This is a genomic window from Alcanivorax profundi, assembly GCF_003597125.1.
Taxonomy (GTDB): Bacteria; Pseudomonadota; Gammaproteobacteria; order Pseudomonadales; family Alcanivoracaceae; genus Alcanivorax; species Alcanivorax profundi.
In genome coordinates, this window is the sequence record NZ_QYYA01000001.1 from 170,468 (window position 1) to 197,118 (window position 26,651).

Genomic DNA, 26,651 nt, shown 5'->3' on the forward strand with positions numbered 1-26,651 from the left:
CATGAAAGACTGTGTGTTCTGTCAGATCCAGGCTGGCAAGCTTCCGGCCAGCGTAGTCTATGAGGATGAGCAGGCGATGGTCATTCTGGATCTGTTTCCGGTTCGCGAAGGGCACTGTCTGGTGATTCCAAAGACCCATGCGCCACTGGTAGAGCAGCTCGATGACGCCATGTCTTACCATCTGATGGATCTGGCGCGGCGCACGATTCGCGCCCAGAAACGCGCTGGCTTGCCCGTGCGGGCCCATAATCTGGTCATCAATGATGGCCGGGAAGCCAATCAGCATGTTCCCCATGTGCATCTGCATGTGATACCCCGGCGGGGTGGGGATACTCTGGCAACGGCATTCACCTGGGCCACCCGGCTGGTCAATATTTTCGGCATGGCCAAACGTCGCCAGAAACTGGATCGCTTGGCTGGCCTGCTGGCAGAGCATTTTCCCTAGGTGTCTCCGAATAACGCCTTGCACGCTGAGCGTGGCCTGGAGCGTGCAGATGTTGTGTCTTGTCTCGACGGTAAGGGTGGCTCCCTTTCCTAGAGGCAAGGCGCGGCAGATGTGCGCTCCAGGCCACGCCCTTCGGGTCTTCCAGGCGGATCCACACTCGTTGTTGCACTTTCTCGACAGGCAACCAGCATGCCTTCAAAAGTGCGCCCCTCTTTACCTTTTGGCCCTAGAGGGGGTAAATCAGCCTGGAAGACTGAGCATGCAAGGCGTTATTCGGAGACACCTTGATGCGCTATGGCTTACGCCAGGCCTTCACCCTCAACGGCCAGCGTACGGTACGTTGCTGCTCGCCCCATGCCGTGAGCAGTGTTTCCCGGAATTCCCCAAGCGGGTCTTCTCCCGCCTTGCGGGCATTTACCAAGGCTGACCAGGTATCCAGATAGCCGAGCATGTCCGTGGCGGACCATTGTCGTGTAATGGCGTCGTCAGGGAAGGGCAGGGCTGGCCAGTGGTGCTCTGTGCCGGCATAACCGCTCACCACCCGGGTTCGTTCGGCAGGCCACCAGCGTGCCAGCAGACTGTCGTGAAAGTCACGGATCAGTGCTCCCAGCCCCTCGACCTCGCAGAGCCCATAGCTGATTAGAGCAAGCACCCCGCCGGGGCGCAGGCAGCGTTCCGCCTCTGTGAAGAAACCTTCCTGTTCAAACCAGTGAAATGCCTGAGCCACCGTAATCAGCGCCACAGAGTTGGCGGCCAGAGGCAGTTGATGGGCCTGGCAGGCCAGAAAGTGCGTTTTCGATGCAGGGGCCGCCTGCAGTTGTTTCAGACTGATATCGGCGCCAATCACCCGTTTGAAGTGGGGCTCAAGTGCCCGGGCAGCCTGTCCTGTCCCACAGCCCAAGTCCAGCGCTCGCGCCTGCGAGGCATCACGGCAGCAGTTAGCCAGCCATTGAAACAGCGAAGGCGGATAGGTCGGGCGGTATTGCTGATACTGGATTCCCCGTTGAAACAGGGGATCAGTCATTGAAGAAACCGTCGTTGTCGAAGTGAGCCGCCCACAAACGGCCGTCGGCACGCTCCAGATCCAGTGCAATGCCGGCCAACAGCTGGCCTTCCGGTGCGGCACACCAGGCAATGGTGCCGTACAGATGGTAGGTGCCATGCTCTTCCAGCAGGGCAACCCACAGCTCTACATCGGTATTGGGCTTGATGGGGGCGGGGAGTTCCACGCTGATGCCTGCCAGCGAGACGTCGTGGCTGGTCAGGTATAGGCGGTCATCCGGGCTGACAGAGAGCGAGCCGCTGGGAAGCAGGGTGAGCGAAAGGCTTTCTTCCCGGTGAATGCGGGGGTGGCGCCGGTTTTCCATTGCGGTAGCCATGCGCGTTACCCGTAGATCATCCGGTCAACCGCATAGGCAGACAGGGCAATGAACCCGACCACGCCAGCGAGGAACAGCAGAAAACGCAGTGCCGGTTTGACCGTGGTGGGCAGTGGTTCTGTCTCGCGGGGTGATTGGGATTGTGGGTGTTCACTCATCAGCCAGCTCCCTGAAATAGCCAGTAGCCACAGTATCCGCTATTCCACCGGATTAGGAAACCGGTGTGACAAAACGGGTTCACACCCTTTTGTCATGTTTCGTGAACCGGGGTTAACTGGTCAGGGCAATGCAGTTTGCCACGGGGCTGACAAGCGTGTGTCGAGGTCTTGGACGTCCGATCCTGTCGCTTATCCTTGTGCTCTGCGATGGAGCACAAAAAAGGGGCCTTGCGGCCCCTTCGTTGTCACAGATTGTCAGCTGGTGGATCAGCCGCCTACCTGGATTTTCTGGAACAAGTACTCATGCAGGGAGTCGGACAGCAACGGCAAGTACGACACCATCAGCAGAGCGGTCAGCATCACGGCAATGGGCAGAATGTATTTCTCATAGCGACGGTAGAAGCTGCCACCGTGAACCTTGGCAGATTCCACTTCCTCGTCGCCGACCACCTGCCGGGTTAACAAGTGATTCAACGCTACGGGCGGGGACAGATACCCCAGCTCGAAGGCCACCAGCGTGATCATCCAGAAGTGCAATGGTGCAATGCCGTTATCAAAGGCGATCTGGGCAATCGTGGCGTTCACCAGGATGACCGCCCCATAGGGGTCCATGATCATGCCGATAATGACCATTGTGACGACCAGCAGCGTCATGGCAACCCAGATGTTCGGGAAGGTTTCAGGCAGCATTTCCATCAACCCGGAACGCTCGATGATACCCCCCACGCTGACCGACAGTGCCATCAGCATCAGCAGGGCACCAATGTGGCCGGTCGTTTCATTGGTCGCAAATCGCAGAGAGGTTTCCAGTTTTTCGCCTACGCCAGGCTCCGGCTGGTAGTGCGGATCCATATCCGGAGTCTTGACCAGGTAGTGGATCACCAGTGCTGCAATCAGCACTGCATTTCGCCAGAACAGTCCCCACATCACGCCTTGCAGCTCGGCCTCGGAGGTGCCGGTAGGAATGTGACCCGCGTTCAGCGCACCGTTGATTACCCACAGGTTGTAGCAGGAGTAAACAATCAGAGGTACCAGGATCAGGGTAAAGACGTGCAGCGTTTTTTCGCTGAGTTTCTCGTAGGCGAGAATAGACAGCAGCATCACCGGCAGGATGATGGGGGCGTAGTTCTCGTTCAGGTGGGTATCCAGCAGATCGCGGAACACCACAATCACCGTGCCCATGATGATCACGTAGGGCAGCAGTGGTACCAGTCGCTTGATGCTGGCCGGCACTGCTTCAGAGAACGGGGCAATTCGCGCCGGCGCGGTGCGGGCAAACTGGCTGTACAGGAAGAACAGACCCAGCGACAGGAAGAAGATCTTCAGGCCGGAGGTGAACAGTTCGTCGGTGGTCACGCTGTTGTTCAGGGCGGCGATGATAACCACCAGCAGACAGGGGCGCAGCACCACACCCATGGAGCCGGACATGGCGGTGGCGGCCAGGGCCAATTGCTTGCGGGCGCCAGCACGTACCAGCTCGTTGTAGATGGTGGCACCGGCGGCAATAACGAAGATGCCGGAAGCACCAGTGTAGGCGGTAGGAACGGCCGCCACGGCCAGTACCACAAAGCACATCAGTTCCGGGGACATTTTCCACGGACGCAGCACATCAAAGACCAGATGGGCCATCTTGGTCTGGCGCAGCATCATACCGATCCAGATATACAGGGCCAGGCTCAGGAACAGGGTAGACAGCTCCATCATCATGCCCAGGTACACGCTGATACCGTGGTAGTAACCCTGGCTAACAAATTGGGCGCCAGCGGTAAGACACATGAAGCTGTACAGCGGGATGGTCAGCAGGGCTTTGCCCCAGGTGCCGCCTTCTTCAAGATCCTTGGGCGGACGCACCAGCTGGTACAGTGCAGCCAGGGACAAGATGATGAAGCCAGCAATCCAGAATTGATGCAGGTAGAAGTGGTTGACCTGTACCCCGTCCGCCATGGCGCTGACTTCTTCGCCGCGATAAATCCAGGCAGACATCAGCAGCATTACGTTGGCGGCAAGCTGGCCCCCAGTGGCTACCAGGTGGTCCTTGCGGGTGCGTGGTGGGCGCAGGGAAATATGGTGGCGGGTCAGGGTGGCCGTCGCCGCACAGATAATCACCAGCAGACAGAGCAGCAGGCGTTTGTAGTGGCCGAGGCTGGTTACTACCTTGGCCACGCCGCCCTCGATGTTACGGAACGCAATCACCCCGGGGGTAACCTGCTCCTGGACCATTTTGTAGTCGGCCCATTTGTCGCGGCAGATCTGGCGGGAGGCTTCCAGGGACTGACGCAGGGCGCCTTCGTCCACATCGGTGCCGAAAATGCCAGCCAGGGGATCATCCGCCATCTGGGCCTTTTTCTGCTGTACCGCCTTCTGCAGTTCAAGATCCAGATTCGGGTCCGGGTTACAAGTGGGTTCACCGACCAGCCCGGCTGAACGTAGTTTGAAGTAGCCCTCCCAGGTGTTCTCACCGATTTTCAGCAGCTGGGAGTGGATGACTTCACCTGATGCCAGAAAAATCGTCAGCAACAGGAGAATCAGGGTGGGGAGAGAGGATAGCCATTCACCGACGGAGCGGTTGGCTACAGTCATACTAGAAGGTTTATCCATTGTGCACCCGGTTATTGTTATACCGCCAAGGTTGGGGCATCCGACGCCGCGTATGATGCGTACGGTCCCAAGGGAAATCCCGAATCAGGCAGTGTAAACACCTTGTCTCGCCACCGCATTGGCAAGGAAGGTCAACGTTGAGGTTGAATGGGAAAGCGGGGCCAGTCTGGCCCCGCTCGCTCATGCCCTGTGGTTATTCCACGGGGTTGACGCATTCCGCTCTGGATGGCTCTTCCTTACAACGGACCTTGCGCAGCAGGGTCATCATGTCCTTGCTGTATACGCCGTCATTGGTCAGAGCAATTCGTGCTTCACGCATCATTTGGTCATACTTCAGCTTGTCCGCCTCAGGGATACGAATCCACCATTTTTTGTCTACTTCCGAGTTGGCGTTCTCGATCACCCGCATGGCACGGTCAAACTGGCCAAGCATGTACTTTCGGGACTGTTGGGCGAAACCGTCAGGGAACTTGTCCTTGCGAACAATCACCTGGGCGGTGAGCTGACCCAGCACGTAGTCCACGATACCGCCGCTGGGCTGCATGCCCTTGTAGAGTTCCAGTGCGGAATAAGCCGCAATGGGGGCAAAGCAGATGTCCACGGAGCCGTTATTGAAGCGGCCGGAGAAGTTGGTGATGTCTGACATTACCGGAGACATGCCCACGCGCGATGCCATGCTGGCCTGAGCGGTATCATATTCCAGTACGGCGATGGACTTGCCCGACAGTTCCCCGACAGTGTCGATGGTACGGTCTTTAACGAACAGGTAGGCCGCCCCCATGGGGGCCACACCGCCCACTTCGTACGGGCCGGAAACCAGATGCTGGTTGATGGCGGCATTGCCGCTGGCCAATACGGTGATCACGGTCTTCATGGCGTCATAGCTGGGGATAGCGCCGATGGAATCCATGCTGCCCGTGTAGTTATTGAACTGGCGGCCACGAATACCGGTCAGCACGGCGGCGTCGCATTGGCCGGCTTTCAGGTCTTCAGAGGCGATTTTTTCATCGGTGTAGGGCTTGAGCTCAAGATCCACGCCCCAACCCAGGGCGGCAGTCTTGTAGTCCTTCATAATGTTATAGATGTCGCCGTTGGCGCCGATGATGTCAAACACACACATGGTGCGTTTTTCGGCGGCCTGGGCCGGGGAAATACTCAGAGCCAGCGCCGCAGTTGCGGCGGTGGCCAACGCCTTGAAATAGCGCATGCTCGGTCTCCTGGTTACTACTTATTAAAATAATCAAAAGCGGCCCGAAGGCCGCAAAAAGTCAAAATACTTACAGCAAATCGTTAATGTCGACGGCGGGTCCGGACTTGGCGGCGTCATCCCAGAAAGTCCCAAGACCTCCAATCGGGGTACGCTTGCCGGTGTTTTCGGTCCATTCGCGGTCGGAAATACCGGTGATGATGAAACCCGCGATGGCATCCAGCATGGCGTAGTCTGCATCCAGGTTCTGGTCGTTGGCAGCGTAGTCACGAATCGCCTTGCGCAAGCGCTCATCGTCACCCTTGCTGAACGCGCTCATGGCATAGAGGGCGCTGCCCAGACGAATGCCGCTGTCGAAACCCTTTTTGGCAGAGGCTTCCAGTTCTGCCCAGGCATCTGCGTTCGGCGGAGCCAACATGGGCAGCAGGTTCCATACCGCAGCACGGACACCACGGGGCACGCCCCACCACTGGTCGTTGTCCAGGCACTTCATGTTGCGTTCTACCTTGGCGGCGATATCGCGCGGGATACCTACGGCACCATCCGCGTTACCGTCGTTGAGCAGCGATTGCACACCAGAGATATTGCCCACCAGCCAGACCATCTCATCGAAGTCGCTTTTCAGTTTCGGGCATTCACCCTCTTTCTGCTCGCCAAACGCTTCCATCATGTTTTGGTAAGCGGTGTACTGACGTTGGGCGGCAACGGCAGACCAGCGTTTCTGCTCAATGCGAGCATCCTGAGCTTCGTTCACGCGTCCATCTTTGACTGCACGCATGTAACGGAGTTCAGAATCCAGGGCGATCTGCTCGGCGCAGGTGGCCGCAGTGGTGAAGACCATCGCGCCCAGTTTTTCCGGGTGGGAGCCCACCCGTTCGAAGGACATCAGCAGGGGGGTTTGTGCTTCGCCCGTCACACAGGCCATGCGCACGTCGTTGTAAGTCATCATGTAGGGCAGCATTTCTGAACGACCAAAACTGATCAGAATGTCACCAGTGCTTTTGTAGATGACGCCACAGCCTTGCAGAGCCAGGATGGCGCCCCCTACCAGGGCTAGACGTGAGTGTCGTAGCATTTTTTTCATGGAAAGAGAACCCATTCGGCAGCTCCTTGTTATTGTTCTCGAAATAGCGCGGTCAAAGGTACGAAAGTCCGCGAATTGGCACAAGCGGCAATTACAAAAAAACCTGCAAGCAATTACAAACCATAAATTTGCTATATCATGCGTGGCAGTTATGTTTAAGCGCAGTCACCCACAGGGATGATACGACTTTATTATGAGTGATTACTCTGACATCAAGGACATGAAAGCCTGGCTGGAAGGTGAACGCAGCGGCGTGTCTCTGGCGCTGAATACCGCTCGCGGTGGCCTGCGAATTCTCGAAACGCTTGGCGTGATCGGCCGTCAGGGGCTGGGCTGGGCCCTGGGTAATCGCCCGCCAGTACCGGCCTTGCTGCGTACCACGTTCGAATCTCTGGGCACCACGTACATCAAGCTGGGTCAGTTTATCGCCAGCTCGCCCTCCATTTTTCCTGAAGAGTATGTGGAAGAGTTTCAGCGTTGCCTGGACCGGACTCCCCCCCTACCTTTTCATTACATCCGGGACACCATTGAGCGCGAGTTGGGGCAACCCCTGGAAGCGCTGTACCTGTCGGTGGATCCGAAACCCCTGGCCAGTGCGTCGATTGCGCAGGTCCATGCCGCAAAATTGAAAAACGGTCAGGATGTGGTGGTTAAGGTCCAGCGTCCCGGCGTTCGTAACGTCTTGCTGACCGATTTCAACTTTCTTTATTTTGCCGCCCGCATTACTGAGCGGTTGGCTCCGGGACTGTCACGATCGGCGATTTCAGGTGTGGTGGAAGAGCTTCAGGCAGGCATGCTGGAAGAGTGTGATTTCATCAAGGAAGCCAATAACCTGAAGGCATTCAATGCCTTTTTGCGCGATACCGGCAACACCCGGGCGGTGGCGCCCGATCCGGTGATGAGTCATACCACCGGCAAGGTGCTGACCATGGAGCGCTTTTTTGGTGTGCCGCTCACCGATATGGAGGTGTTGCGCAAGTACACCGATGATCCGGCAGAAACCCTGATTTCTGCACTGAACACCTGGTTCTCCAGTCTGATGCTGTGTGACTTCTTCCATGCCGATGTGCATGCTGGCAACTTGATGTTGCTGGAAGACGGTCGGGTCGGTTTCATCGATTTCGGTATTGTCGGCCGTATTCGCCGTGAAGCGTGGGATGGCATGGCGAAGTTTTTCGATGCTATCGGCCGGGGCGATGTGCGGCAGATGGCAGAGGCTATGGCGATAATCGGCATGACCCGTGAAGAAGTCGACGTGGATGCCCTGACCCGAGACATTGAAAATCTGCAGGGCGTGCTGGGCCAGGTGGATCCGTCGGCGTTGGTGCAGGCAGATCGCAACGACAAGGAAGTGAACCGATTGTTGATGGATCTGGTGAAGATTGGTGAGGGACACGGGATTCGTTTCCCTCGAGAGTTCGCCTTGTTGCTCAAACAGTTCCTGTATTTTGATCGCTATGTTCAGGTGCTGGCTCCAGAGATGGATATGTTCAGCGACAATCGCGTGGATATTTTTGCGGGGCTGGATGATAACGACGGCGGGATGTTGCACTAATTTTATAGCGATGAGCTGCCAGCTTTGAGTTATGAGCATTAAGTGAAAAAAGCAGAAACACCAGGCTGATTACACGGTGTTTGGGTTTTCGAAATTCACTGAAGCAGTCTGTAAACACAAAAAAACCGCACCCGGACAGGGTGCGGTTTTTTTGTCTTGATCGCGGGTTTCCGGGAAAAATCCAATTTGGTTCCCTCTCTAGTGGTAGGAGCGTCGGTTATGCGCTCCGCTCACCCTTCGGGCCGCCAGCGACGCGCCTACAAAAAAAGGAGTTTTTTCGTAGGCGATTCCCGTTAATCCGCGATGAAACCTTTTTTGAGCCTACAGCTGGTGGCTATCACTCCACCGGATTCGAACATTCGCTGTGCGCCGGGTTTAGCTTGCAACGAATCTTGCGCTGAAGGGTCAGCATATCCGGGTGGTAGTACCCTTTTTCACGTAGTTGCAGTCGCGCTTCCTGCATCATGATTTCGTATTCGCGCTGATCACTATCGGGGATCTCAATCCACCAGTGGTCTGGTACCTTTTCTGCTTCCTGATCCAGCCGTTCCTTGATCAGGTGGTAGCTGTTGAAAAACTCCTCGCGAACCAGTTGAGCAACTTCGTTGGGAAATTTGTCCTTGCGTCCAATTAACTGCATGGTGATCTGCGCCAGTGGATAATTGATGATGCCGCCATCCGGTTCCATGCCTTTGTACAGTTCCAGTACTTCATAGGCCACTAGAGGGCAGGCCAGCACATCGACAACCCCGTTGTTGAATTTGTTGGGGGCAGAAACAATGTCCGATGCCACCGGGGTGGCGCCTACCTGGGCAACCATTTCGGCCTGGGTCGGGTCGTAGTCGAGCACGGCCACCCGTTTGCCGGCCGCGTTGGCCAGTGTGTTAATGCTCTTGTCGTTCACAAAGACATAGGCTGCCCCGCCGGGTGCGACACCGAGAATGACGTATTCCCCCTGAACCATCTTGTCGGCCGACTTCGGATTGGCCAGCACTTGCAGCAGGATGCGCATGTGCTCGTCCGAGGGCAGGCCGCCGATAGAATCAATGGTCCCGGTGTACTTGTTGAACAGGCGCCCGCGCATACCGGTCATCAAGGCGGCATCACAAATACCGGCCTTCAGGTCTTCCGCCACAACGCTTTCGCTGGTGTAGGGCTGAATATCCAGATCCACGCCGTAACGTAACAGGCGGGCGCGCTGGTCCTGGGCGGCCTTGAAGATTGGGCCCGCACGGCCGGCAATATCCCAGATACAGATGCGGCGCTTGAGCGGCTCACCCTGACTGAATCCCGCGACTTTCTGCATGGCGGTAATACGGTCATCCAGGCTGCGGCTTTGATCAAACGCAATGGCTCGCAGCTTGTCAGCCAGTTCCGGGGTCAGTTCTACGCCCGGGGCAAAGCGTTCCAGCTCGGCCTGTTGTGCCGGTGTCAGATTGAGGGTGTTGTCTGCAAGAGCGGGCAAGGACAACGTGAAACCCAGCAGGGTAAACAGCAGGGGAATTAAACGCACGACAGACTCCATTCATTATTATTCGATCAGGCACGGCAACCATTGTGACAGCCGGTTGTGGGGGCAGAATGGCCAGCAAGACTGCCTGATGGGCGTTGTTGTCAACCGCTGTTCGGATTTATTCGGTTTCCTGGCTGCACTCTGGCCGTTGCGCATCCCGTGAGCAGCGAATGCGTTTCATGATAGACAGCATGGTGGCGTCGTAGTACCCGCTTTCCCGCAGTTTGATTCGGGCATCACGCATCATGCTGTCGTAGCGTAATTGCTGGTCATCGGACACGGTAACCCACCAGTGATCGGGAATACGGCCTGCTTCGCGTTCCAGTGCGGTCTGTATGGAGCTGAAACTGTCGGCGGCGACGTCACGAACAATGGCGGCAAGTCCTGGAGGGAAGCGGTCGGTGTGGCCAATTAGCTGTGCTGTCAGCTGCACAATCGGGTAGTCGACGATGCCGCCATCCGGATCCATGCCTTTGTATAGCTCCAGTACTTGATAGGCAATCAGTGGCGCGGGAAGAACGTCGACGCTGCCGTTATTGAACTGATTCGGGGCGGTGGCCAACGTGGTCGCCACAGGGGTTGCGCCGATGGAGGTGACCATACGTGACTGGCCTGGATCAAAATCCAGCACGGCGACTTTTTTGCCGGCAGCTTTGTCCAGCGAGTTTAATGAACGGTCGTTGACGAACAGGTAGGCTGCTCCTGCCGGGGTTACCGCAAGGGTCAGGTATTTATTGCTGACCATATGTTCTTGTAGTTGTGGGTGGGCAATAGTGCGCAACAGGGTGTTCATGTGGTTCAGGTCGGGAATGGCTCCCAGCGCATCGATGGTTCCGGTAAACCGGTTGAACTGTCTTGCGCGGAATCCGCTCATCAGTGCCGCATCGCAATGACCGTTCTTCAGGGATGCTACCAGCACCCCTTCATTGGTGAAGGCTTCCAGGGAGATATCGATCTTGTAGCGCAGCAAGTCGACTCGAAGATTGGTGGCGCCAGCGTAAATCGGCCCTGAGCGACCAGACAGATCCCACAAACAAATATGCCGCTTGAGAACCTGGTCGTCTTTCAGCCCCATCTCCTTGCGGACCTGCTGGAGTTGCTGTTGTTGTTTCTCTGTCAGTGACAGGGCATGGCTAGCTGTAGTGGCTGCCAGGACAAGAGCGCAAAGCAGAGCTTTGACGGTGCGCATGAAAATTCCTTTTGATGGATTTGTTGTGCTTATACCACCGCCATCCTGGCAGGTGTTTTACCGCTTGTATGACAATTGTACGGTGTAACAACGGGGGCGAAATTGTGCCCCCCGTTCTGGCAAGGTCGATTACCGGCTGCACTCGGACCGGGCGGGGTTGAACTTGCAGCGAATCTTGCTTTGCAGTGTCAGCATGTCGGCGCTGTAGTAGTTGCGTTCGCGCAGCGCATCGCGGGCATCTTGCATCATCACTTCATATTCCTGTTTGTCTTTCTCGGGAATGGTGATCATCCATTTGTCCGGGACTCGCCGGGTTTCCTGAGCGATACGGTCCACGACCTGGGGATAGGCCTCGAAAGACGCTTCGCGAATCAGCTGGGCGACTTCATTGGGGAATTTATCCAGTCGGCCAACCAGTTGCATGGTGAGCTGGGTGAGGGGGTAATCGACAATGCCGCCATCGGGTGACATGCCTTTATAAAGCTCCAACACCTCGTAGGCCACCAGCGGGGCAGGCAGGATATCGATCTGGCCATTGTTGAATTTGTTGGGGGCGGAAACGATATCGGTAGACACCGGCGTCGCGCCAATGGCAGCGACCATTTCGGCCTGGGTTTCGTCGTAGTCCAGTACGGCGACTTTGCGCCCGGCGGCCTTTGCCAGCGAGCTGATGGTGCGGTCATTCACAAAGATGTGTGCGGCACCGGCGGGGTAGATGCCCATCACCACGTATTCGCCCTGCACCATATGGCCGGCCTGTTTGGGGTGAGCCAGTACCTGTAGCAGCGTCTGCATGTGCTTGCTGTCCGGCACGGCACCAATGGCATCAACGCTGCCGGAGTACAGATTGAATTGTCGCGCACGCAGGCCACTCATCAGAGCGGCATCGCAGCGTCCGGCCTTGAACTCTTCCACCATGACCGTTTCGCTGGTGTAAGGCACCATTTCCAGATTGATGCCGTATTCCACCGCCAGTGCCCGTTGTTCCATGGCTGCATTGAAGACCGGGCCACTCCGGCCGGCAATGTCCCAGATGCAGATGACCCGCTTGAAGCTCGATCCCTTGGGCATCTGATCAAAGCCCACCAGTTTGCTGATGGCCTGCAATCGGGAGCGCACGGGCATTTCCCGGGTGTAGAACACCTCGGCCATCTTGTCGAGGGTACTATCCGATAGCGTGGTACCCGGCAGGAGCTCCTGCAATTGTTGTTTCTGGGCATCGGTCAGGGTGGCGGCACTGACGGCGGAGCAGAACAGGCCAGCCATCAGGGCAAGGCTCAGGCGCTTGGGCATGGGGCCTCCGTGCGTATTGTTATTTGTGGGAGTAGAAGTAGCACGCTAGCCCAAGCCGGGGGAGGGCTCCAGCGCAGGGGGTGACGGCATTTGGGCAACCAGGACAAGAATATGTCAGGGGATATGAAAGGAATGCCAGAGGCTGCATTCAGAAAATAAGGCGGCGATGCCTTGCAGGCATTTCCGCCCTACGCGGGAGGAGCAGTTGAACTTTCAACTCGTCTTCAACCGAGTCACCAGCCCTGCGGGGGATGCAGGGCTGGTGTGTGGTGTCACTTCGGCTGCGCGTCGATGGACTGCCCGTTGACGTCCTTGCTGGCCGGGCCGAGCAGATAGAGGTAAGGGGCCATGATGTCAGCAGGGGTTTTCAGTGTTTGCGGGTCTTCGCCGGGGTAGGCGAGGGCTCGCATATCGGTGCGGGTGCCGCCGGGATTCAGGGTGTTGACGCGAATCGGGGTGGTGTTTTCCAGCTCTTCCGCCAGCACTTGGGCCAGATTTTCCGTGGCCGCCTTGGATACCGCATAGGCTCCCCAGAAGGCACGGCCTTTGCGTCCGACGCTCGACGAGGTGAACAGCAGCCGGGCATCTACGCTGGCGCGCAGCAAGGGCAGCATGGCCTGGGTCAGGTAGAAAGCGCTGTTCACATTCACCTGCATGACGGAATCCCAGGTGCCGGTGCCGTAACGGTCCAGTGGGGTGATGTCGCCGAGAATGGACGCGTTATGCAGAATGCCGTCCAGGCGGCCGAATTCCTTGTCGAACAGGCCGGCCAGTTCCAGATAGTCCTCCGGACGGGCCACGGCCAGATTCACCGGTGCCATGGCAGGCTCTGGTCCTCCATTGGCCTTGATCTCGTCGTAGACCTTTTCCAGTTTCTCCGGGGTGCGGCCCAGCAGAATGACGGTGGCGCCATGTTTTGCCAGTGTTAGGGCGGCGGTACGGCCGATGCCTGCGCCAGCCCCGGTGACCAGGATGATGCGATCCTTGAAGGCGTCTTCGGGGCATTGGTAGTTGAGCGCGTCATGTTGAAAATCGGTCATGGTGAATCCTGCTATCACTCTGTCGTCCCACCGGATTGGTAGGGCGGAAATCGGCGTGAGCCGATCTCCGCCGTTGCGGCGGGGGGATGGCGGAGATGGGCATTCGCCCATTTCCGGCCTGTGTTTTAGCCGCGCAGCGTTTTCAGCAGCGGCAGTAAATCAGTGCCTTCGTCCAGATAATAATTGGCCTGCCAGCCGTGTGGGTCATCATCGGCATCAATATAGCCAAAAGCGGCCACGGCGGTGGCCATGCCTGCATTCTGTCCTGCCTGAATATCGCGCAAATGGTCGCCCACATACAGACAGTTGGCGGGCGTTACCTTGTCCGCGCTGGCCGCGATCAGCAGCCCCTCCGGGTCCGGTTTGCGCTGCTTCACGTCATCCGGACAGAGCACAGGGCCCACCCGTTCATGCAGGCCCAGGCCTTCCAGCACTTTGCCGGTGAAGCGGGCGGGTTTGTTGGTGACGATGCCCCAGGGAATCTCGTTGGCATCCATCCAGTCCAGCGCCTCGGCCATCCCCGGGAACAGCACCGTATCCACCGCCAGGTGCTGTTCATAGGCGTCCAGCAGTTCTTCCAGAAAGGCCGGGAAGGTGAGATCGTCCGGCCCGGTGCCAAAACCCAGTTCGGTGAGGGCGCGGGCACCGTTCGATACGTTGGCGCGCACCGCCGAATAAGTCACTTCCGGGCGGCCGTGTTTTTTCAGCAGGGTATTGAGCACCGTATAAAAGTCCGGTGCGGTATCGATCAGGGTGCCGTCGAGGTCGAAATAAACGGCTTCCAGCTTTTCCATGAAAAATCCTGTTTGGGGTGCAAGTTTCAACGCAGATGATGCCGTGCCAAATGATTCGGTCTCCGCTGCGGCAGAAGCGGAATTGAAAGTTTAAAGTTCAAACACGTGGCCCAGGGTGTACCACCTGAAACATCCCGGTTCTGCGCTCCTGCTCTGGGCGCTGGCACGGCCTGTGAAAACCGATGATGGTGATCGCGCTTTTCAACTTTAAACTTTGAACGTTCAACTCTCTTTTCGCTTGCAGGCAAGCTCCCACAGAGCGGCTAGTCTCCCTTGCGGGCGTACATCAGGTAATTGACCGACACATCCCGGTTCAACTTGTACACCTGGGTCAGCGGGTTATAGACCATGCCTGTAGTGTCCTGCACATCCAGTGCGGCGTCCCGGGCCCAGCCGGCCAGCTCTGAAGGTTTGATCAGCTTGGCATACTCATGGGTGCCACGGGGGAGCAGGCGCAGGATGTATTCCGCGCCGACAATGGCAAACATGAAGGCTTTCGGGTTGCGGTTGATGGTGCTGAAAAAGACATAGCCGCCCGGTTTCACCAGGGTGGCGCAGGCGCGGATCACGGAGGACGGATCCGGCACATGCTCAAGCATTTCCAGGCAGGTGACCACGTCGTACTGGCCGGCCCGTTCTTCGGCAATCTTTTCCGCCGGTGTTTGCAAATATTCCACTGCAACCCCGGCCTGTTCGGCATGGATGCGGGCTACCGCCAGGGGCGCTTCTCCCATGTCGATGCCGGTGACCTCAGCCCCGCGACGGGCCATGCCTTCTGACAGCAGGCCGCCACCGCAGCCGATATCGATGACTTTCTTGCCCGGCAGGCTGACACGTTCGTCAATGTAGTTCAGGCGCAGCGGGTTGATATCGTGCAGGGGGCGAAACTGCGAATTGGGGTCCCACCATTGCTCGGCAAGGGCATTGAATTTGGCAATTTCCCCGGCATCCACATTGGGTACGGCATTCTGGTTGTCTGTCACTTCTCGGCTCCGGCAATCGTTTGTTGCCACTGCTGGGCATTCTTGAGGATCAGCGCCTCGTTCAGGGTGGTGAGCTGGCGATGGTTCATCAGGCAGCGTCCGCCCACCCAGCTATGGGTGACCTGGTCCCGGGTCGCGGCATAGACCAGCTGTGCCACAGGATCATAGACCGGTTGGGTCTCCAGCCGGTTCAGGTCTATGGCCACCATATCGGCTTGCTTGCCAATTTCCAGTGAACCTATGTCCTCGTCCCGGCCCAGGGCCTTTGCCCCGTTCAGGGTGGCCATCTTCAGCACATCGGCGGCGGGCAGGGCGTCCGCTTCCAGACTCACGCCCTTGGCCAGAAAGGCGGCCGTGCGCGCTTCACCGATCATGTCTAGGTCATTGTTGCTGGCGGCCCCGTCGGTGCCCAGCGCCACATTGATGCCTGCCTGGCGCAGTTTTTCCACCGGGGCGAAACCGCTGGCCAGTTTCAGATTGGATTCCGGGCAGTGCACCACGTGGGTGCCGGTTTCGGCCACCAGGGTGATTTCCTCGTCGGTGAGCTGGGTCATGTGCACGGCCAGCAGGCGTGGCGAGAGCAAGCCAAGCCCCTGCAGGCGGGTCAGCGGGCGCTCGCCGGTGTTCCCCACTGCCATCTGGATTTCACCGGCGGTCTCGTGCACATGCATCATCACCGGCACGTCCAGTTCTTCCGCCAGGGTCAGCACTTTCTGCAGGGGGGCGTCGGACACGGTGTACGGCGCATGCGGGCCAAAACCGATCTGGATACGCGGGTCATGGCGCCACTCGTCCATGGCGTCCGTCGCGAGGCGCAGGTAGTCCTCGGGGCCGGCCCCCATGGGGGTGGGGAAGTCCAGCAGCGGACAGAACAGGCTGGCACGCAGCCCCGCTTCCACGGTGGCTTTGGCCGCGCTGGCCGGGAAGAAGTACATGTCGGCAAAGGTGGTGGTGCCTGAGCGGATCATTTCGGCTGCTGCCAGCTTGGTGCCGTCGTATACGAACTGCTCGCTGACAAACTGCCCCTCTGCGGGCCAGATGTGTTTTTCCAGCCAGGTCATCAGGGGCAGGTCATCGGCAATACCGCGCAGCAGGTTCATGGCGGCATGGGTATGGGCGTTAACCAGTCCCGGGGTCAGCAGGTGGTCGTCCAGGCGGACGATCTCATCGCTGTGCCATTTCTCGTCTGCCAGGGCGCTGGGCAGCAGGTCGGCGATGCGGCCGTCGCGTACCACCAGGGCGTGGTTTTCCAGCACGGTGTTGTCTGCAGACACGGTGGCAATCCAGCGGGCGTGGACAATCAGGTCGGCCTGATGGTCGCTCATGCATAACTCCTTGATCGGGCAGGGCGAACAGTGGGGCGCAGTATAGCGGTTTGAGCGCCGTCTTGCTCATCTGCAATGGTCTCATCTCCAGTGTTCGCGCACCCCGGAGACACTGAGTAACTCCTTGCATGCTCAGGCTTTCAGGCTGGTTCACAATCTAGGCGCGCTTTTGAAGGCATGCTGGTTGCCTGTCGAAAAAGCGCAACAACGAGTGTGGGCCAGCCTGGAAGCCCCGGAGGGCGCGACCTGAAGCGCCCATCTGCTGCGTCTTGCCTCTAGGAAAGGAGAGCCACCCTGTCCGTCGAGACAAGACACAACAGCTGCACGCTTCAGGTCACGCTGAGTACGCAAGGAGTTATTCAGTGTCTCCGCAGCTGTGCTATCATCCGGTGCTTTTCCGGGGCAGGAAAGTGTTGGCCCCCGGAACCACGGAGTCAGCCTGAGTCCCGCCTGCGGGGCTGTTGGGGATAATAAGGATCACTATGTCGGATCTCGCCAGAGAAGTTACCCCGGTCAACATCGAAGACGAACTCAAGCAGTCGTACCTGGATTACGCCATGAGCGTGATCGTGGGGCGGGCCCTGCCTGACGTGCGCGACGGCCTGAAGCCGGTACACCGCCGCGTGTTGTTCGCCATGCATGAGCTGAACAACGACTGGAACAAGCCCTATAAAAAATCTGCCCGTGTGGTCGGTGACGTGATTGGTAAATATCACCCCCACGGTGACTCCGCCGTGTACGACACCATCGTACGGATGGCGCAGCCTTTCTCCCTGCGCTACATGCTGGTGGATGGCCAGGGGAACTTCGGTTCCATCGACGGCGACTCCGCCGCGGCCATGCGTTACACCGAAGTGCGCATGTCCAAGATCGCCCACGAGCTGCTGGCGGATCTGGACAAGGAAACCGTGGATTTCGTCGACAACTACGACGGCACGGAAAAGATTCCTGATGTGATGCCCACCCGGGTGCCCAACCTGCTGGTGAACGGTTCCTCCGGTATTGCTGTGGGTATGGCGACCAACATTCCGCCCCACAACCTGGGCGAAGTGGTGGATGGCTGTCTGGCGCTGATCGACGATGACAGTCTGACCCCGGACGACCTGATGGAGTACATCAAGGGCCCGGATTTCCCCACTGCGGGCATCATCAATGGCCGCGCCGGCATCGTGCAGGCCTACCGTACCGGCCGTGGGCGCGTGTACATGCGCGCCCGTGCCGAAATCGAGGCCACCGACAAGAGCGGCAAAGAAGCCATCATCGTCACCGAAATTCCCTATCAGGTGAACAAGGCACGGTTGATCGAAAAGATCGCCGAGCTGGTGAAAGACAAGAAAATTGAAGGCATCACCGAACTGCGCGACGAATCCGACAAGGAAGGCATGCGGATCGTGATCGAGCTGCGCAAGGGCGAGAACGCGGAAGTGGTGCTGAACAACCTGTACCAGCAGACCCAGATGGAGTCGGTGTTTGGTATCAACACCGTGGCCCTGGTCGATGGCCAGCCCAAGACCCTGAACCTGCGTGAGCTGCTGGATGCCTTTATCCGTCACCGTCGTGAAGTGGTGACTCGCCGTACCGTGTTCGAACTGCGCAAGGCTCGCGAAAAGGCGCACCTGCTGGAAGGTCTGGCGGTGGCGTTGAGCAACATCGATCCGGTGATCGAACTGATCAAGAGCTCGCCGAGCGGTGCCGAAGCGAAAGAAAAGCTGTTGGCCAAAGGCTGGGCGCCGGGTGATGTGCTGCAGATGCTGGAGCGCGCCGGTGGCGAAAACGCGGCCCGTCCAGATGGTCTGGACGAGCAGTACGGCCTGCGTGATGACCTCTATTACCTGAGCCCGGAACAGGCCCAGGCCATTCTGGACCTGCGTCTGCAGAAGCTGACCGGTCTGGAGCGCGAGAAGCTGATCAATGATTACCAGGAGCTGCTGGAAATCATTGCCGAGCTGATGCTGATTCTGGCCAATCCGGAGCGCCTGATGCAGGTGATCCGCGATGAGCTGACCGCGATCCGTGAGGAGTACGCCGATGAGCGTCGTTCCGAGATTGTGGCCTCTCGCCTGGATCTCAGCATGGAAGACCTGATCGCCGAAGAAACCGTGGTGGTGACCCTGTCCAACGGCGGTTACGCCAAAATGCAGCCCATCGATACCTACCGTGCCCAGAAGCGGGGTGGGCGCGGCAAGTCTGCCGGGCAGCTGAAAGACGAAGATTACGTGGAGCACCTGCTGGTGGCAGGCACCCACGATACCCTGTTGCTGTTCACGGATGCCGGCAAGGTGTTCTGGTTACGCACCTTCGAGCTGCCGCAAGGTGGCCGGGCCTCCCGCGGCAAGCCAATTGTGAACCTGCTGCCGGCGCTGGGTGCAGAAGAAAAAATTACCGCCATTCTGCGTCTGGATGCCGACATGGTGCGTCAGCAGAAAGCCGACAGCGAAGAAGACGAAGACACCACCATTGACGCGGAAGATGTGGTTGATGATGCCGCAGAGGGTGATGACGACGCCATCGTGGCCGATACCGTGCCCGGTCCGTTCATCTTCATGGCCACCTCCAGCGGTGTGGTCAAGCGTACCCAGCTGGCCAACTTTGCCCGTCCGCGCAGCTCCGGCCTGATCGCCGTGAAACTGCAGGAAGGTGAGCACCTGGTGAACGTGGCCATTACCCAGGGCCACGAAGACGTGATGCTGGTGGCGCGCAACGGCAAGGCAGTACGTTTCCATCAGTCCAAGGTCCGCGTTATGAGCCGTCTGGCCCGTGGTGTGCGGGGGATCAAGCTGGCGGACGGCGTCGACGTGATTTCCCTGATCGTGCCGGAAGAAGACGGCCAGATCCTCACCGCCTCCGAGAACGGCTACGGCAAGCGCACCCCGCTCACCGAGTACCCCACCAAAGGCCGTGGTGGTCAGGGCGTCATCGCCATGGTGGTCAACGAGCGTAACGGTGAGCTGGTCGGCGCCACCCAGGTGTTTGGCGGCGAAGACATCATGCTGATCTCCAACCAGGGCACCCTGGTGCGTACCGGTGTGGACCAGATCAGCACCTCCGGCCGTAACACCCAGGGCGTTCGCCTGATTCGCCTTGGCGAGGAAGAAAAACTCTGCGGCCTGGCCACCATTCCGGAACTGGAAGGGGCGGAGGAAGACGAGGAGCTGGACGGTGAAGAGGGTGAGGTGATTGAAGGGGAAGCGACCCCGGAAGCACCAGAGTCTGACGCCAGCGACGACGCAGAAGGCTGAACCGCAGGAGCGTCGCTCGCGGCGCGATCCGCTAAACCGTAAAAGCGGATTTGTCACAGAGTACACAGAGGAAAACACACGCTTTTCTCTGTGCCTCTGTGGTGACAAAGCCTTCGATTTTGACGCTGGAATCGCGTCGTGAGCGATGCTTCTGCAGCCAGCTTGGCCGATCCGATAAACAGGAATAACCCCGAGCCCGGTTTCGCCGGGCTTCTTTGATTAGACGGAGAACACAGATGTCCCGCGCCTATAACTTCTGCGCAGGGCCGGCGGCGTTGCCGACGGCGGTACTGGAACAGGCTCAACAGGAAATCCTCGATTTCCAGGGCAAAGGTCTGTCCATCATGGAAATGAGCCACCGGGACAAGGTCTTCGTGGATATCGCCGAAAAGGCCGAACAGGACCTGCGTGACCTGATGGGCATCAGCGACGATTACGCTGTGCTGTTCCTGCAGGGCGGGGCGTCTACCCAGTTTGCCATGGTGCCCATGAACCTGCTGGGCGAGGGTGAAACGGCGGATTACATCAATACCGGGCAGTGGTCCAAGAAAGCCATCAAGGAAGCGGGGCGCTACGGCAAGATCAATGTGGCGGCCAGCAGCGAAGACAGCCACTTCACCACGGTGCCCCCTCAAGAGAGTTGGAAGCTGTCTGCTAACCCGGCCTACCTGCATTACTGCCCCAACGAAACCATCGGTGGGTTGGAATACAGCTTTATTCCGGAGGTCGGTGAGACCCCGTTGGTGGCGGACATGAGCTCCACCATTTTGTCCCGTCCGGTGGACGTGAACCGTTTTGGCATGATCTACGCCGGTGCCCAGAAAAACATCGGCCCCGCGGGCCTGACGCTGGTGATTATCCGCAAAGACCTGCTCGGCAAGGCCGGTGCCCATGTGCCCGCCATGCTTAACTACCAGACCCATGCAGACAACGGCAGCATGTATAACACCCCGCCCACCTACGCCTGGTACCTTGCCGGCCTGGTGTTCGAATGGCTCAAGAAGCAGGGTGGCGTGGCCAACATGGCGGAAATCAACCAGCGCAAGGCCGAAAAGCTGTATGGTTTCATTGATGGCAGCGACTTCTACAGCAACCCGGTGGAAAAAATCAGCCGCAGCTGGATGAATGTACCCTTTGTGCTGGCAGACGATGCTCTGGACAAGACTTTCCTGGCGGAAGCCGATGCGGCCGGTTTGCTGAACCTGAAAGGCCACCGCAGTGTGGGTGGCATGCGCGCCAGCATTTACAACGCCGTACCGGAAGCGGCGGTAGATGCGCTGATTGCCTTTATGGCGGATTTTGAAAAACGTAACGGCTGAGCGGGGACGCCATGACCGAATCACTGGACAACTTGCGTAACCAGATCGACGCGCTGGATCAGCAACTGCAGGATCTGCTGAACGAGCGTGCGACCCTGGCCCACAAGGTGGCAGAAGTCAAAATCGCCACTGACCCGAATCCGGTATTTTACCGTCCTGAGCGCGAAGCCCAGGTGCTGCGCCGGGTTAAGGAGCGAAACCAGGGGCCGCTGGATGGCGAGACCATGGCGCGCTTTTTCCGTGAGATCATGAGTGCCTGCCTGGCGCTGGAGCAGCGCATGAAGGTGGCGTTTCTCGGCCCGGAAGGCACCTTTACCCAGCAGGCAGCGCTGAAGCATTTTGGCCATGCCGTAGAGTCCGTGCCGCTGGGGGCCATTGATGAAGTGTTCCGTGAAGTGGAAGCGGGCGCGGCCCATTACGGGGTGGTGCCGGTGGAAAACTCCACGGAAGGGGTGGTCAACCACACCCTTGACACGTTCATGAGCTCCGAACTGAAAATCTGTGGTGAAGTGGAGCTGCGTATCCACCACCACCTGCTGGCCGGCAAGCACACCCAGCGCGACAAGGTGACCCGGGTGTACTCCCACCAGCAGACCCTGGCCCAGTGTCGCCAGTGGCTGGATGCCCACATGCCTGGAGTGGAGCGGATTGCGGTCAGCTCCAATGCCGAAGCGGCCCGTCGTCTCAAGGACGAGTGGAATGCCATGGCCATCGCCGGCGAAATGGCGGAAGAGCTGTATGGGTTGGAGGCGGTGCAACGGAATATTGAGGATCGCCCGGATAACACCACCCGGTTCCTGATTATCGGCCGTCAGGACACGCCGGCTTCCGGCAAGGACAAGACCAGCCTGATGATTAGCGGCAAAAACCGCCCGGGTCTGTTGTTCGAGGTGCTGGCGCCGTTCCGCGACGAGGGCATCAACCTGACACGGCTGGAATCCCGTCCATCCCGCACTGCTAACTGGAGCTATGTGTTCTTTGTGGACTGCGAAGGCCACAAGGAAGATGCCAACCTGCAGTCGGTACTGGACAAGCTGGAAGCGGCCGGGAATACCATCAAGCTACTGGGGTCCTATCCCAAGGCAGTCCTATAGAAAGTCGGGTCTGACGCCAGACGTCTGGTGTCGGACGCTTTGCGGTTTTTGCGTCGGACGTCCGCCTTCAGGCGCCCGACCCCGATCAGATCCTCCCTGCGGCCCAGGCTGGCAGAGAGGATGCAAAGGGAGCTCCCACACATGACCTGCGATTACATCCAATTAGCCAATAGCGGTATCCAGCAGCTCAAGCCCTACGAGCCGGGTAAACCCATCGACGAGCTGGAGCGAGAGCTGGGTGTTTCCGATATCGTCAAACTGGCCAGCAACGAAAACCCGCTGGGGGCCAGCCACAAGGCCCTGCACGCGCTCAAGCATATGCACGAGCTGCACCTGTACCCGGACGGTGCCACCTTTTCGCTGAAAGCGGCACTGGCGGAAAAACTGAATGTGGCCAGCAACCAGCTGACCTTGGGCAATGGCTCCAATGATGTGCTGGATCTGATTGCCCGCGCCTACCTGCAGGAAGGCGATGAGGCAATTTTTTCCGAGTATGCCTTTGCGGTGTATCCGATTGTGACCCTGGCCTGCAATGCCAGACCGGTGCAGGTGCCGTCCAACCTGTTTGGTCATGATCTGGCGGCCATGGCGGAAGCAGTGACCGAGCGCACCCGGGTTATCTTCGTGGCCAACCCGAACAACCCCACCGGCACCTGGTTCAATGCCCATGCGCTGGACGAATTCCTGTCGCGGATTCCCGAGCGGGTCATTGTGGTGCTGGATGAGGCCTACTTCGAATATGTGGAAGAAAGCCATTACCCCAACGGCATCGATCGGCTGGGCCAATACCCAAACCTGATCGTGACGCGCACCTTCTCGAAGATTTATGGTCTGGCCGGCCTGCGGGTGGGCTACGGTGTCTCCAGCCCGCAAATTGCCGACGTGCTCAACCGGGTGCGTCAGCCATTCAACGTGAATACCCCGGCCCAGGTCGCAGCGGAAGCGGCGCTACAGGACGATGACCATCTGGAAAATTCCCGTAGCGAGAACACCTCGGGGCTGGTGCAGATTGCCGAGGGGTTGCAGGCACTCCACCTGGAACAGATTCCTTCCGTGGCTAACTTTATTGCGTTTGATTGTGGCCAGCCGGCCATGCCGGTCTATGAGGGCCTGCTCAGGGAAGGGGTGATCGTGCGCCCGTTGGGTGGCTACGGCATGCCTAATCATCTGCGGGTGACCATCGGCACCAGTCCGGAAAACGAACGTTTCCTGCTGGCCCTGAAAAAGGTGCTGAAGGATCTGGCCGATGGGTAGTCGCGAATACGTTCTATTCCCTGCCGTAGGAGCGTCGCTGGCGGCGCGATCACCAACCGCCAATCGCGCCGCCAGCGACGCTCCTACGGAGAGCCGTGATGTCTGAGCCACTCTTCAATCGCATCGCCATCATCGGCCTCGGCCTGATCGGTGGCTCCTTCGCCGCTGCCGCCCGCGAAAATGGCTTGGCACGATCCATCGTGGCGGGTTCCCGCTCGGCGCGTACCCTGGAGCAGGGCATAGCCCTGGGGGTGGTCGATGACGGCAGCCAGGATCTGGCCGAAGCCGTGAAAGGTGCGGACCTGGTCTTTGTTTCTACCCCCGTGTCGGCCATGGGCAAGGTGCTGGCGGCGCTGAAACCCGGGCTGTCCCGTACCGCGATTGTCACCGATGGCGGCAGTGTGAAGGGTAACGTGATCAGCGCCGCCCGGCAGGCGCTGGGTGAGCACTACTCACGCTTCGTCCCCGGCCATCCCATCGCGGGCAAGGAAAAGAGCGGTGTCAGCGCGGCCGACGCCACGCTGTACCGGGATCACCGGGTCATCCTCACGCCCACGGACGACACCGATCCGGCCGCCACGGCGAAAGTCCGCGCTATCTGGACCGCCATGGGGGCCGAAGTGCTGCAGATGTCGCCGCAGTATCACGACCAGGTGCTGGCAGAAACCAGCCATTTGCCGCATCTTCTTGCGTTTTCGCTGGTGGATACCCTGGCCCGGCAGGGGGATTCCAACGAGATTTTCCGCTATGCTGCCGGCGGTTTTCGCGACTTCACCCGCATTGCCAGCTCCGACCCGGTGATGTGGCACGACATCTTTCGCGAGAACAAGGCGGCGTTATTGCAGGCTCTGGGCCTGTTCAGCGACGGTATCGACCGCTTCCGCGACGCCGTGGAAAAAGGGGATTCCGATGCCCTGATGGGCATCATGACCCGTGCCAATTCGGCCCGGGCACACTTTATGGCCATGAACGGGCGCACGTCCTACACCCGCGCCCAATTAGGTGAAGACAGCATCATGACAGATTCAAGCAAGGCCAACCCGACCTACCTGATGACTCCGGGTGGCAAGCTCAATGGCCGCATTCGCGTGCCGGGCGACAAATCCATGTCCCACCGTTCCATCATGCTGGGTTCTCTCGCAGATGGGGTAACGGAAGTCGAAGGCTTCCTGGAAGGCGAAGACGCCTTGGCGACCTTGCAGGCGTTCCGCGATATGGGCGTGGTGATTGAAGGCCCGGCGAATGGGCAGGTGACCATCCATGGGGTCGGGCTAAACGGCCTCAAAGCGCCGGAAAAACCCCTCTACATGGGTAACTCCGGTACCTCCATGCGTCTGCTTACCGGCTTGCTGGCGGGGCAGGCTTTCGATGTGGAGCTGACCGGGGATGCTTCCCTGTCCAAGCGTCCCATGGAACGGGTGGCCAAACCCCTGCGGGAAATGGGTGCCCAGATCACCACCGGCAACGAAGGTCGCCCGCCGGTGCGTATCCGCGGTGGCCAGCCGCTCAAGGCGATTCACTATGACCTGCCCATGGCTTCTGCCCAGGTGAAATCCGCGGTACTGCTGGGCGGCCTGTATGCCGAAGGCGAAACCTCGGTGACCGAGCCGGCACCGACGCGGGACCACACCGAGCGCATGCTGGGTGGCTTTGGTTATGCGGTGCGTCGCGATGGCGCCACCAGCGCGGTCAACGGCGGTGGCAAGCTGACGGCCTGCAAACTGGAAGTGCCGGCGGATATTTCCTCCGCCGCGTTCTTCCTGGTCGGCGCTTCCATTGCCGAAGGCAGTGACGTGACCCTGCCGCACGTGGGCATTAACCCCACCCGGACCGGCGTGATCGATATTCTCAAGCTGATGGGGGCCGATATTCGCCTGGAAAACCAGCGGGATGCCGGTGGTGAGCCGGTGGCTGATATCGTGGTCAAATCCGCGCCGTTGAAAGGCATCGTGATTCCGGAGGCGTTGGTGCCTCTGGCCATTGATGAATTCCCGGCCATTTTCATTGCTGCCGCCTGCGCCGAGGGTGACACCATCCTGCACGGCGCTGAAGAGCTGCGCGTGAAGGAATCCGACCGCATTCAGGTGATGGCCGACGGCCTGGCCGCGCTGGGTGTGGACCATGAGGTGTTTGACGACGGTATCCGCATTACGGGTGGGGCGTTCGGCGGTGGGGAAGTGCAATCCCACGGCGATCACCGCATCGCCATGAGCTTTGCCATGGCAGCCCTGCGTGCCAATGGCCCTATCACCATCCATGATTGCGCCAATGTGGCCACCAGCTTCCCGGGTTTTGCCCAGCTGGCCGGTCATGCCGGCCTGAATCTGGAGGTGAAATGAGCCAGGCGGCAGTATTGACCATCGATGGGCCGGTGTCTTCCGGCAAAGGCACCGTGGCCAGGCTGGTGGCTGCACGCATGGGCTGGCATCTTCTGGATTCCGGGGCGCTGTATCGTGTCCTGGGTTATCATGCGAGAAATCAAGGGGTTGCGTTGGATGACGAGCCCCGCCTGGTCGACATGGCCAAGGCTCTGCCAGTGCGCTTTGTGGAGCAACAGGGCGATACGGCGGTGATTCTGGCCGGTGAGGATGTCTCCAACATCATTCGTCAGGAAAGCGTTGGCGAGCTGGCCAGCCAGGTTGCGGTTCTGCAGCCGGTTCGCGATGCACTGCTGGCCCGTCAGCGGGCCTTTGCCGAGTCTCCCGGGCTGGTGGCTGACGGTCGCGATATGGGCACCGTGGTGTTTACCTCCGCCCCTCTCAAGATCTACCTCACCGCCAGCGCTGAAGAGCGCGCCAGACGGCGCTTTGAGCAGTTGAAGGAGAAGGGCTTTGGTGCTACCCTCGCGACCCTTGTTGAGGACATCCGCACCCGGGATGACCGTGACATGAACCGTGAGGTGGCGCCATTGCGCCCGGCAGACGATGCCGTGGTGATTGATTCCACAACGCTTTCGGTTGATGACGTGGTTAACCGGATTCTCGACGAGGCTGCGGCTCGCCAGTTGGCCTGACCCGCAGTGAGCACCTATCGACACCCTTCGGCAGTCCCTGCCGCGGGGTAATTGCGATTCCGTGTAAAGCGGCTGATCTGTCACTCCCTCACAAAGTAAGCCAGCTGGGGAGGGCGGGTCCAATTATCCATAACCCATGTCTGCTGGTTGGCATGTGAATTAAACCGAG

At 59.0% G+C, this 26,651-nt stretch carries 21 protein-coding genes; 8 read left to right on the top strand and 13 right to left on the bottom strand.

Annotated elements, in window-relative coordinates; genetic code table 11:
• The first annotated feature begins 1 nt into the window (after position 1).
• Positions 2-445, top strand: coding sequence for an HIT family protein (locus tag D4A39_RS00765; RefSeq protein ID WP_022983843.1), 444 nt, complete (start codon positions 2-4; stop codon positions 443-445).
• Between the two features lie 292 nt (positions 446-737).
• Here D4A39_RS00765 and D4A39_RS00770 read toward each other — a convergent pair whose 3' ends face one another.
• From D4A39_RS00770 to D4A39_RS00790, 6 genes are all read right to left on the bottom strand, one after another.
• Entirely contained in the window at positions 738-1,469 is a 732-nt protein-coding gene (locus D4A39_RS00770) for a class I SAM-dependent methyltransferase (protein WP_022986394.1), read from the bottom strand.
• A complete protein-coding gene (locus D4A39_RS00775; RefSeq protein ID WP_031226927.1) occupies positions 1,462-1,824 on the bottom strand; it encodes a PilZ domain-containing protein in 363 nt (120 codons plus the stop codon). The genes D4A39_RS00770 and D4A39_RS00775 overlap by 8 nt, the downstream gene beginning before the upstream one ends.
• 5 nt (positions 1,825-1,829) lie before the next feature.
• Positions 1,830-1,982, bottom strand: coding sequence for a hypothetical protein (locus tag D4A39_RS17725; RefSeq protein ID WP_022986392.1), 153 nt, complete (start codon positions 1,980-1,982; stop codon positions 1,830-1,832).
• Positions 1,983-2,249: 267 nt separating this feature from the next.
• Positions 2,250-4,580: a TRAP transporter large permease subunit gene (locus tag D4A39_RS00780; RefSeq protein WP_119917328.1), complete on the bottom strand. Its 2,331-nt coding sequence runs from the start codon at positions 4,578-4,580 to the stop codon at positions 2,250-2,252.
• Between the two features lie 193 nt (positions 4,581-4,773).
• Positions 4,774-5,787, bottom strand: a complete 1,014-nt coding sequence (locus D4A39_RS00785; protein WP_119917329.1) for a putative solute-binding protein — start codon at positions 5,785-5,787, stop codon at positions 4,774-4,776.
• Between the two features lie 70 nt (positions 5,788-5,857).
• Entirely contained in the window at positions 5,858-6,886 is a 1,029-nt protein-coding gene (locus tag D4A39_RS00790) for a hypothetical protein (RefSeq protein ID WP_022985090.1), read from the bottom strand.
• A 178-nt stretch (positions 6,887-7,064) separates the two neighbouring features.
• Between D4A39_RS00790 and D4A39_RS00795 the strand changes: the two genes are divergently transcribed.
• On the top strand, positions 7,065-8,426 hold the full coding sequence (locus D4A39_RS00795; RefSeq protein ID WP_022985089.1) for an ABC1 kinase family protein: 1,362 nt from the start codon (positions 7,065-7,067) through the stop codon (positions 8,424-8,426).
• Positions 8,427-8,763: 337 nt separating this feature from the next.
• Here the strand turns inward: D4A39_RS00795 and D4A39_RS00800 are convergent, their stop codons facing one another.
• The 7 genes from D4A39_RS00800 to D4A39_RS00830 form a co-directional block, all read right to left on the bottom strand.
• The gene (locus tag D4A39_RS00800) at positions 8,764-9,939 is read right to left on the bottom strand and encodes a putative solute-binding protein (RefSeq protein ID WP_022986517.1); all 1,176 of its coding nucleotides are present in this window, start codon (positions 9,937-9,939) and stop codon (positions 8,764-8,766) included.
• Positions 9,940-10,057: 118 nt separating this feature from the next.
• Positions 10,058-11,128, bottom strand: coding sequence for a putative solute-binding protein (locus tag D4A39_RS00805; protein WP_022986518.1), 1,071 nt, complete (start codon positions 11,126-11,128; stop codon positions 10,058-10,060).
• Positions 11,129-11,257: 129 nt separating this feature from the next.
• The gene (locus D4A39_RS00810) at positions 11,258-12,421 is read right to left on the bottom strand and encodes a putative solute-binding protein (protein WP_022986519.1); all 1,164 of its coding nucleotides are present in this window, start codon (positions 12,419-12,421) and stop codon (positions 11,258-11,260) included.
• Between the two features lie 272 nt (positions 12,422-12,693).
• Positions 12,694-13,461, bottom strand: coding sequence for a YciK family oxidoreductase (locus D4A39_RS00815; protein ID WP_022986520.1), 768 nt, complete (start codon positions 13,459-13,461; stop codon positions 12,694-12,696).
• Between the two features lie 125 nt (positions 13,462-13,586).
• Positions 13,587-14,255 (bottom strand): HAD-IA family hydrolase, encoded by a 669-nt coding sequence (locus D4A39_RS00820; protein ID WP_022986773.1) that lies wholly within the window; start codon positions 14,253-14,255, stop codon positions 13,587-13,589.
• A 263-nt stretch (positions 14,256-14,518) separates the two neighbouring features.
• Entirely contained in the window at positions 14,519-15,238 is a 720-nt protein-coding gene (gene ubiG, locus D4A39_RS00825) for a bifunctional 2-polyprenyl-6-hydroxyphenol methylase/3-demethylubiquinol 3-O-methyltransferase UbiG (protein ID WP_022986526.1), read from the bottom strand.
• Positions 15,235-16,563 carry a TRZ/ATZ family hydrolase gene (locus D4A39_RS00830; RefSeq protein WP_022986527.1) on the bottom strand — a complete coding sequence of 443 codons (1,329 nt, stop codon included), beginning with the start codon at positions 16,561-16,563 and terminating at the stop codon, positions 15,235-15,237. Before D4A39_RS00830 ends, ubiG begins: the two co-directional genes overlap by 4 nt.
• A gap of 482 nt (positions 16,564-17,045) precedes the next feature.
• Between D4A39_RS00830 and gyrA the strand changes: the two genes are divergently transcribed.
• The 6 genes from gyrA (at position 17,046) to cmk (ending at position 26,482) form a co-directional block, all read left to right on the top strand.
• Complete coding sequence (gene gyrA, locus D4A39_RS00835) at positions 17,046-19,802, top strand: DNA gyrase subunit A (protein ID WP_022986137.1); 2,757 nt, start codon at positions 17,046-17,048, stop codon at positions 19,800-19,802.
• A gap of 236 nt (positions 19,803-20,038) precedes the next feature.
• Positions 20,039-21,121: a 3-phosphoserine/phosphohydroxythreonine transaminase gene (gene serC, locus D4A39_RS00840; protein ID WP_022986136.1), complete on the top strand. Its 1,083-nt coding sequence runs from the start codon at positions 20,039-20,041 to the stop codon at positions 21,119-21,121.
• Positions 21,122-21,132: 11 nt separating this feature from the next.
• Positions 21,133-22,215 (top strand): prephenate dehydratase, encoded by a 1,083-nt coding sequence (gene pheA / locus D4A39_RS00845; protein ID WP_022986135.1) that lies wholly within the window; start codon positions 21,133-21,135, stop codon positions 22,213-22,215.
• Positions 22,216-22,356: 141 nt separating this feature from the next.
• Positions 22,357-23,469 carry a histidinol-phosphate transaminase gene (gene hisC / locus D4A39_RS00850; RefSeq protein WP_022986134.1) on the top strand — a complete coding sequence of 371 codons (1,113 nt, stop codon included), beginning with the start codon at positions 22,357-22,359 and terminating at the stop codon, positions 23,467-23,469.
• Between the two features lie 98 nt (positions 23,470-23,567).
• Positions 23,568-25,808, top strand: coding sequence for a bifunctional prephenate dehydrogenase/3-phosphoshikimate 1-carboxyvinyltransferase (locus D4A39_RS00855; protein ID WP_119917330.1), 2,241 nt, complete (start codon positions 23,568-23,570; stop codon positions 25,806-25,808).
• A complete protein-coding gene (gene cmk / locus D4A39_RS00860) occupies positions 25,805-26,482 on the top strand; it encodes a (d)CMP kinase (protein ID WP_022986132.1) in 678 nt (225 codons plus the stop codon). Before D4A39_RS00855 ends, cmk begins: the two co-directional genes overlap by 4 nt.
• The last annotated feature ends 169 nt before the right edge of the window (positions 26,483-26,651 follow it).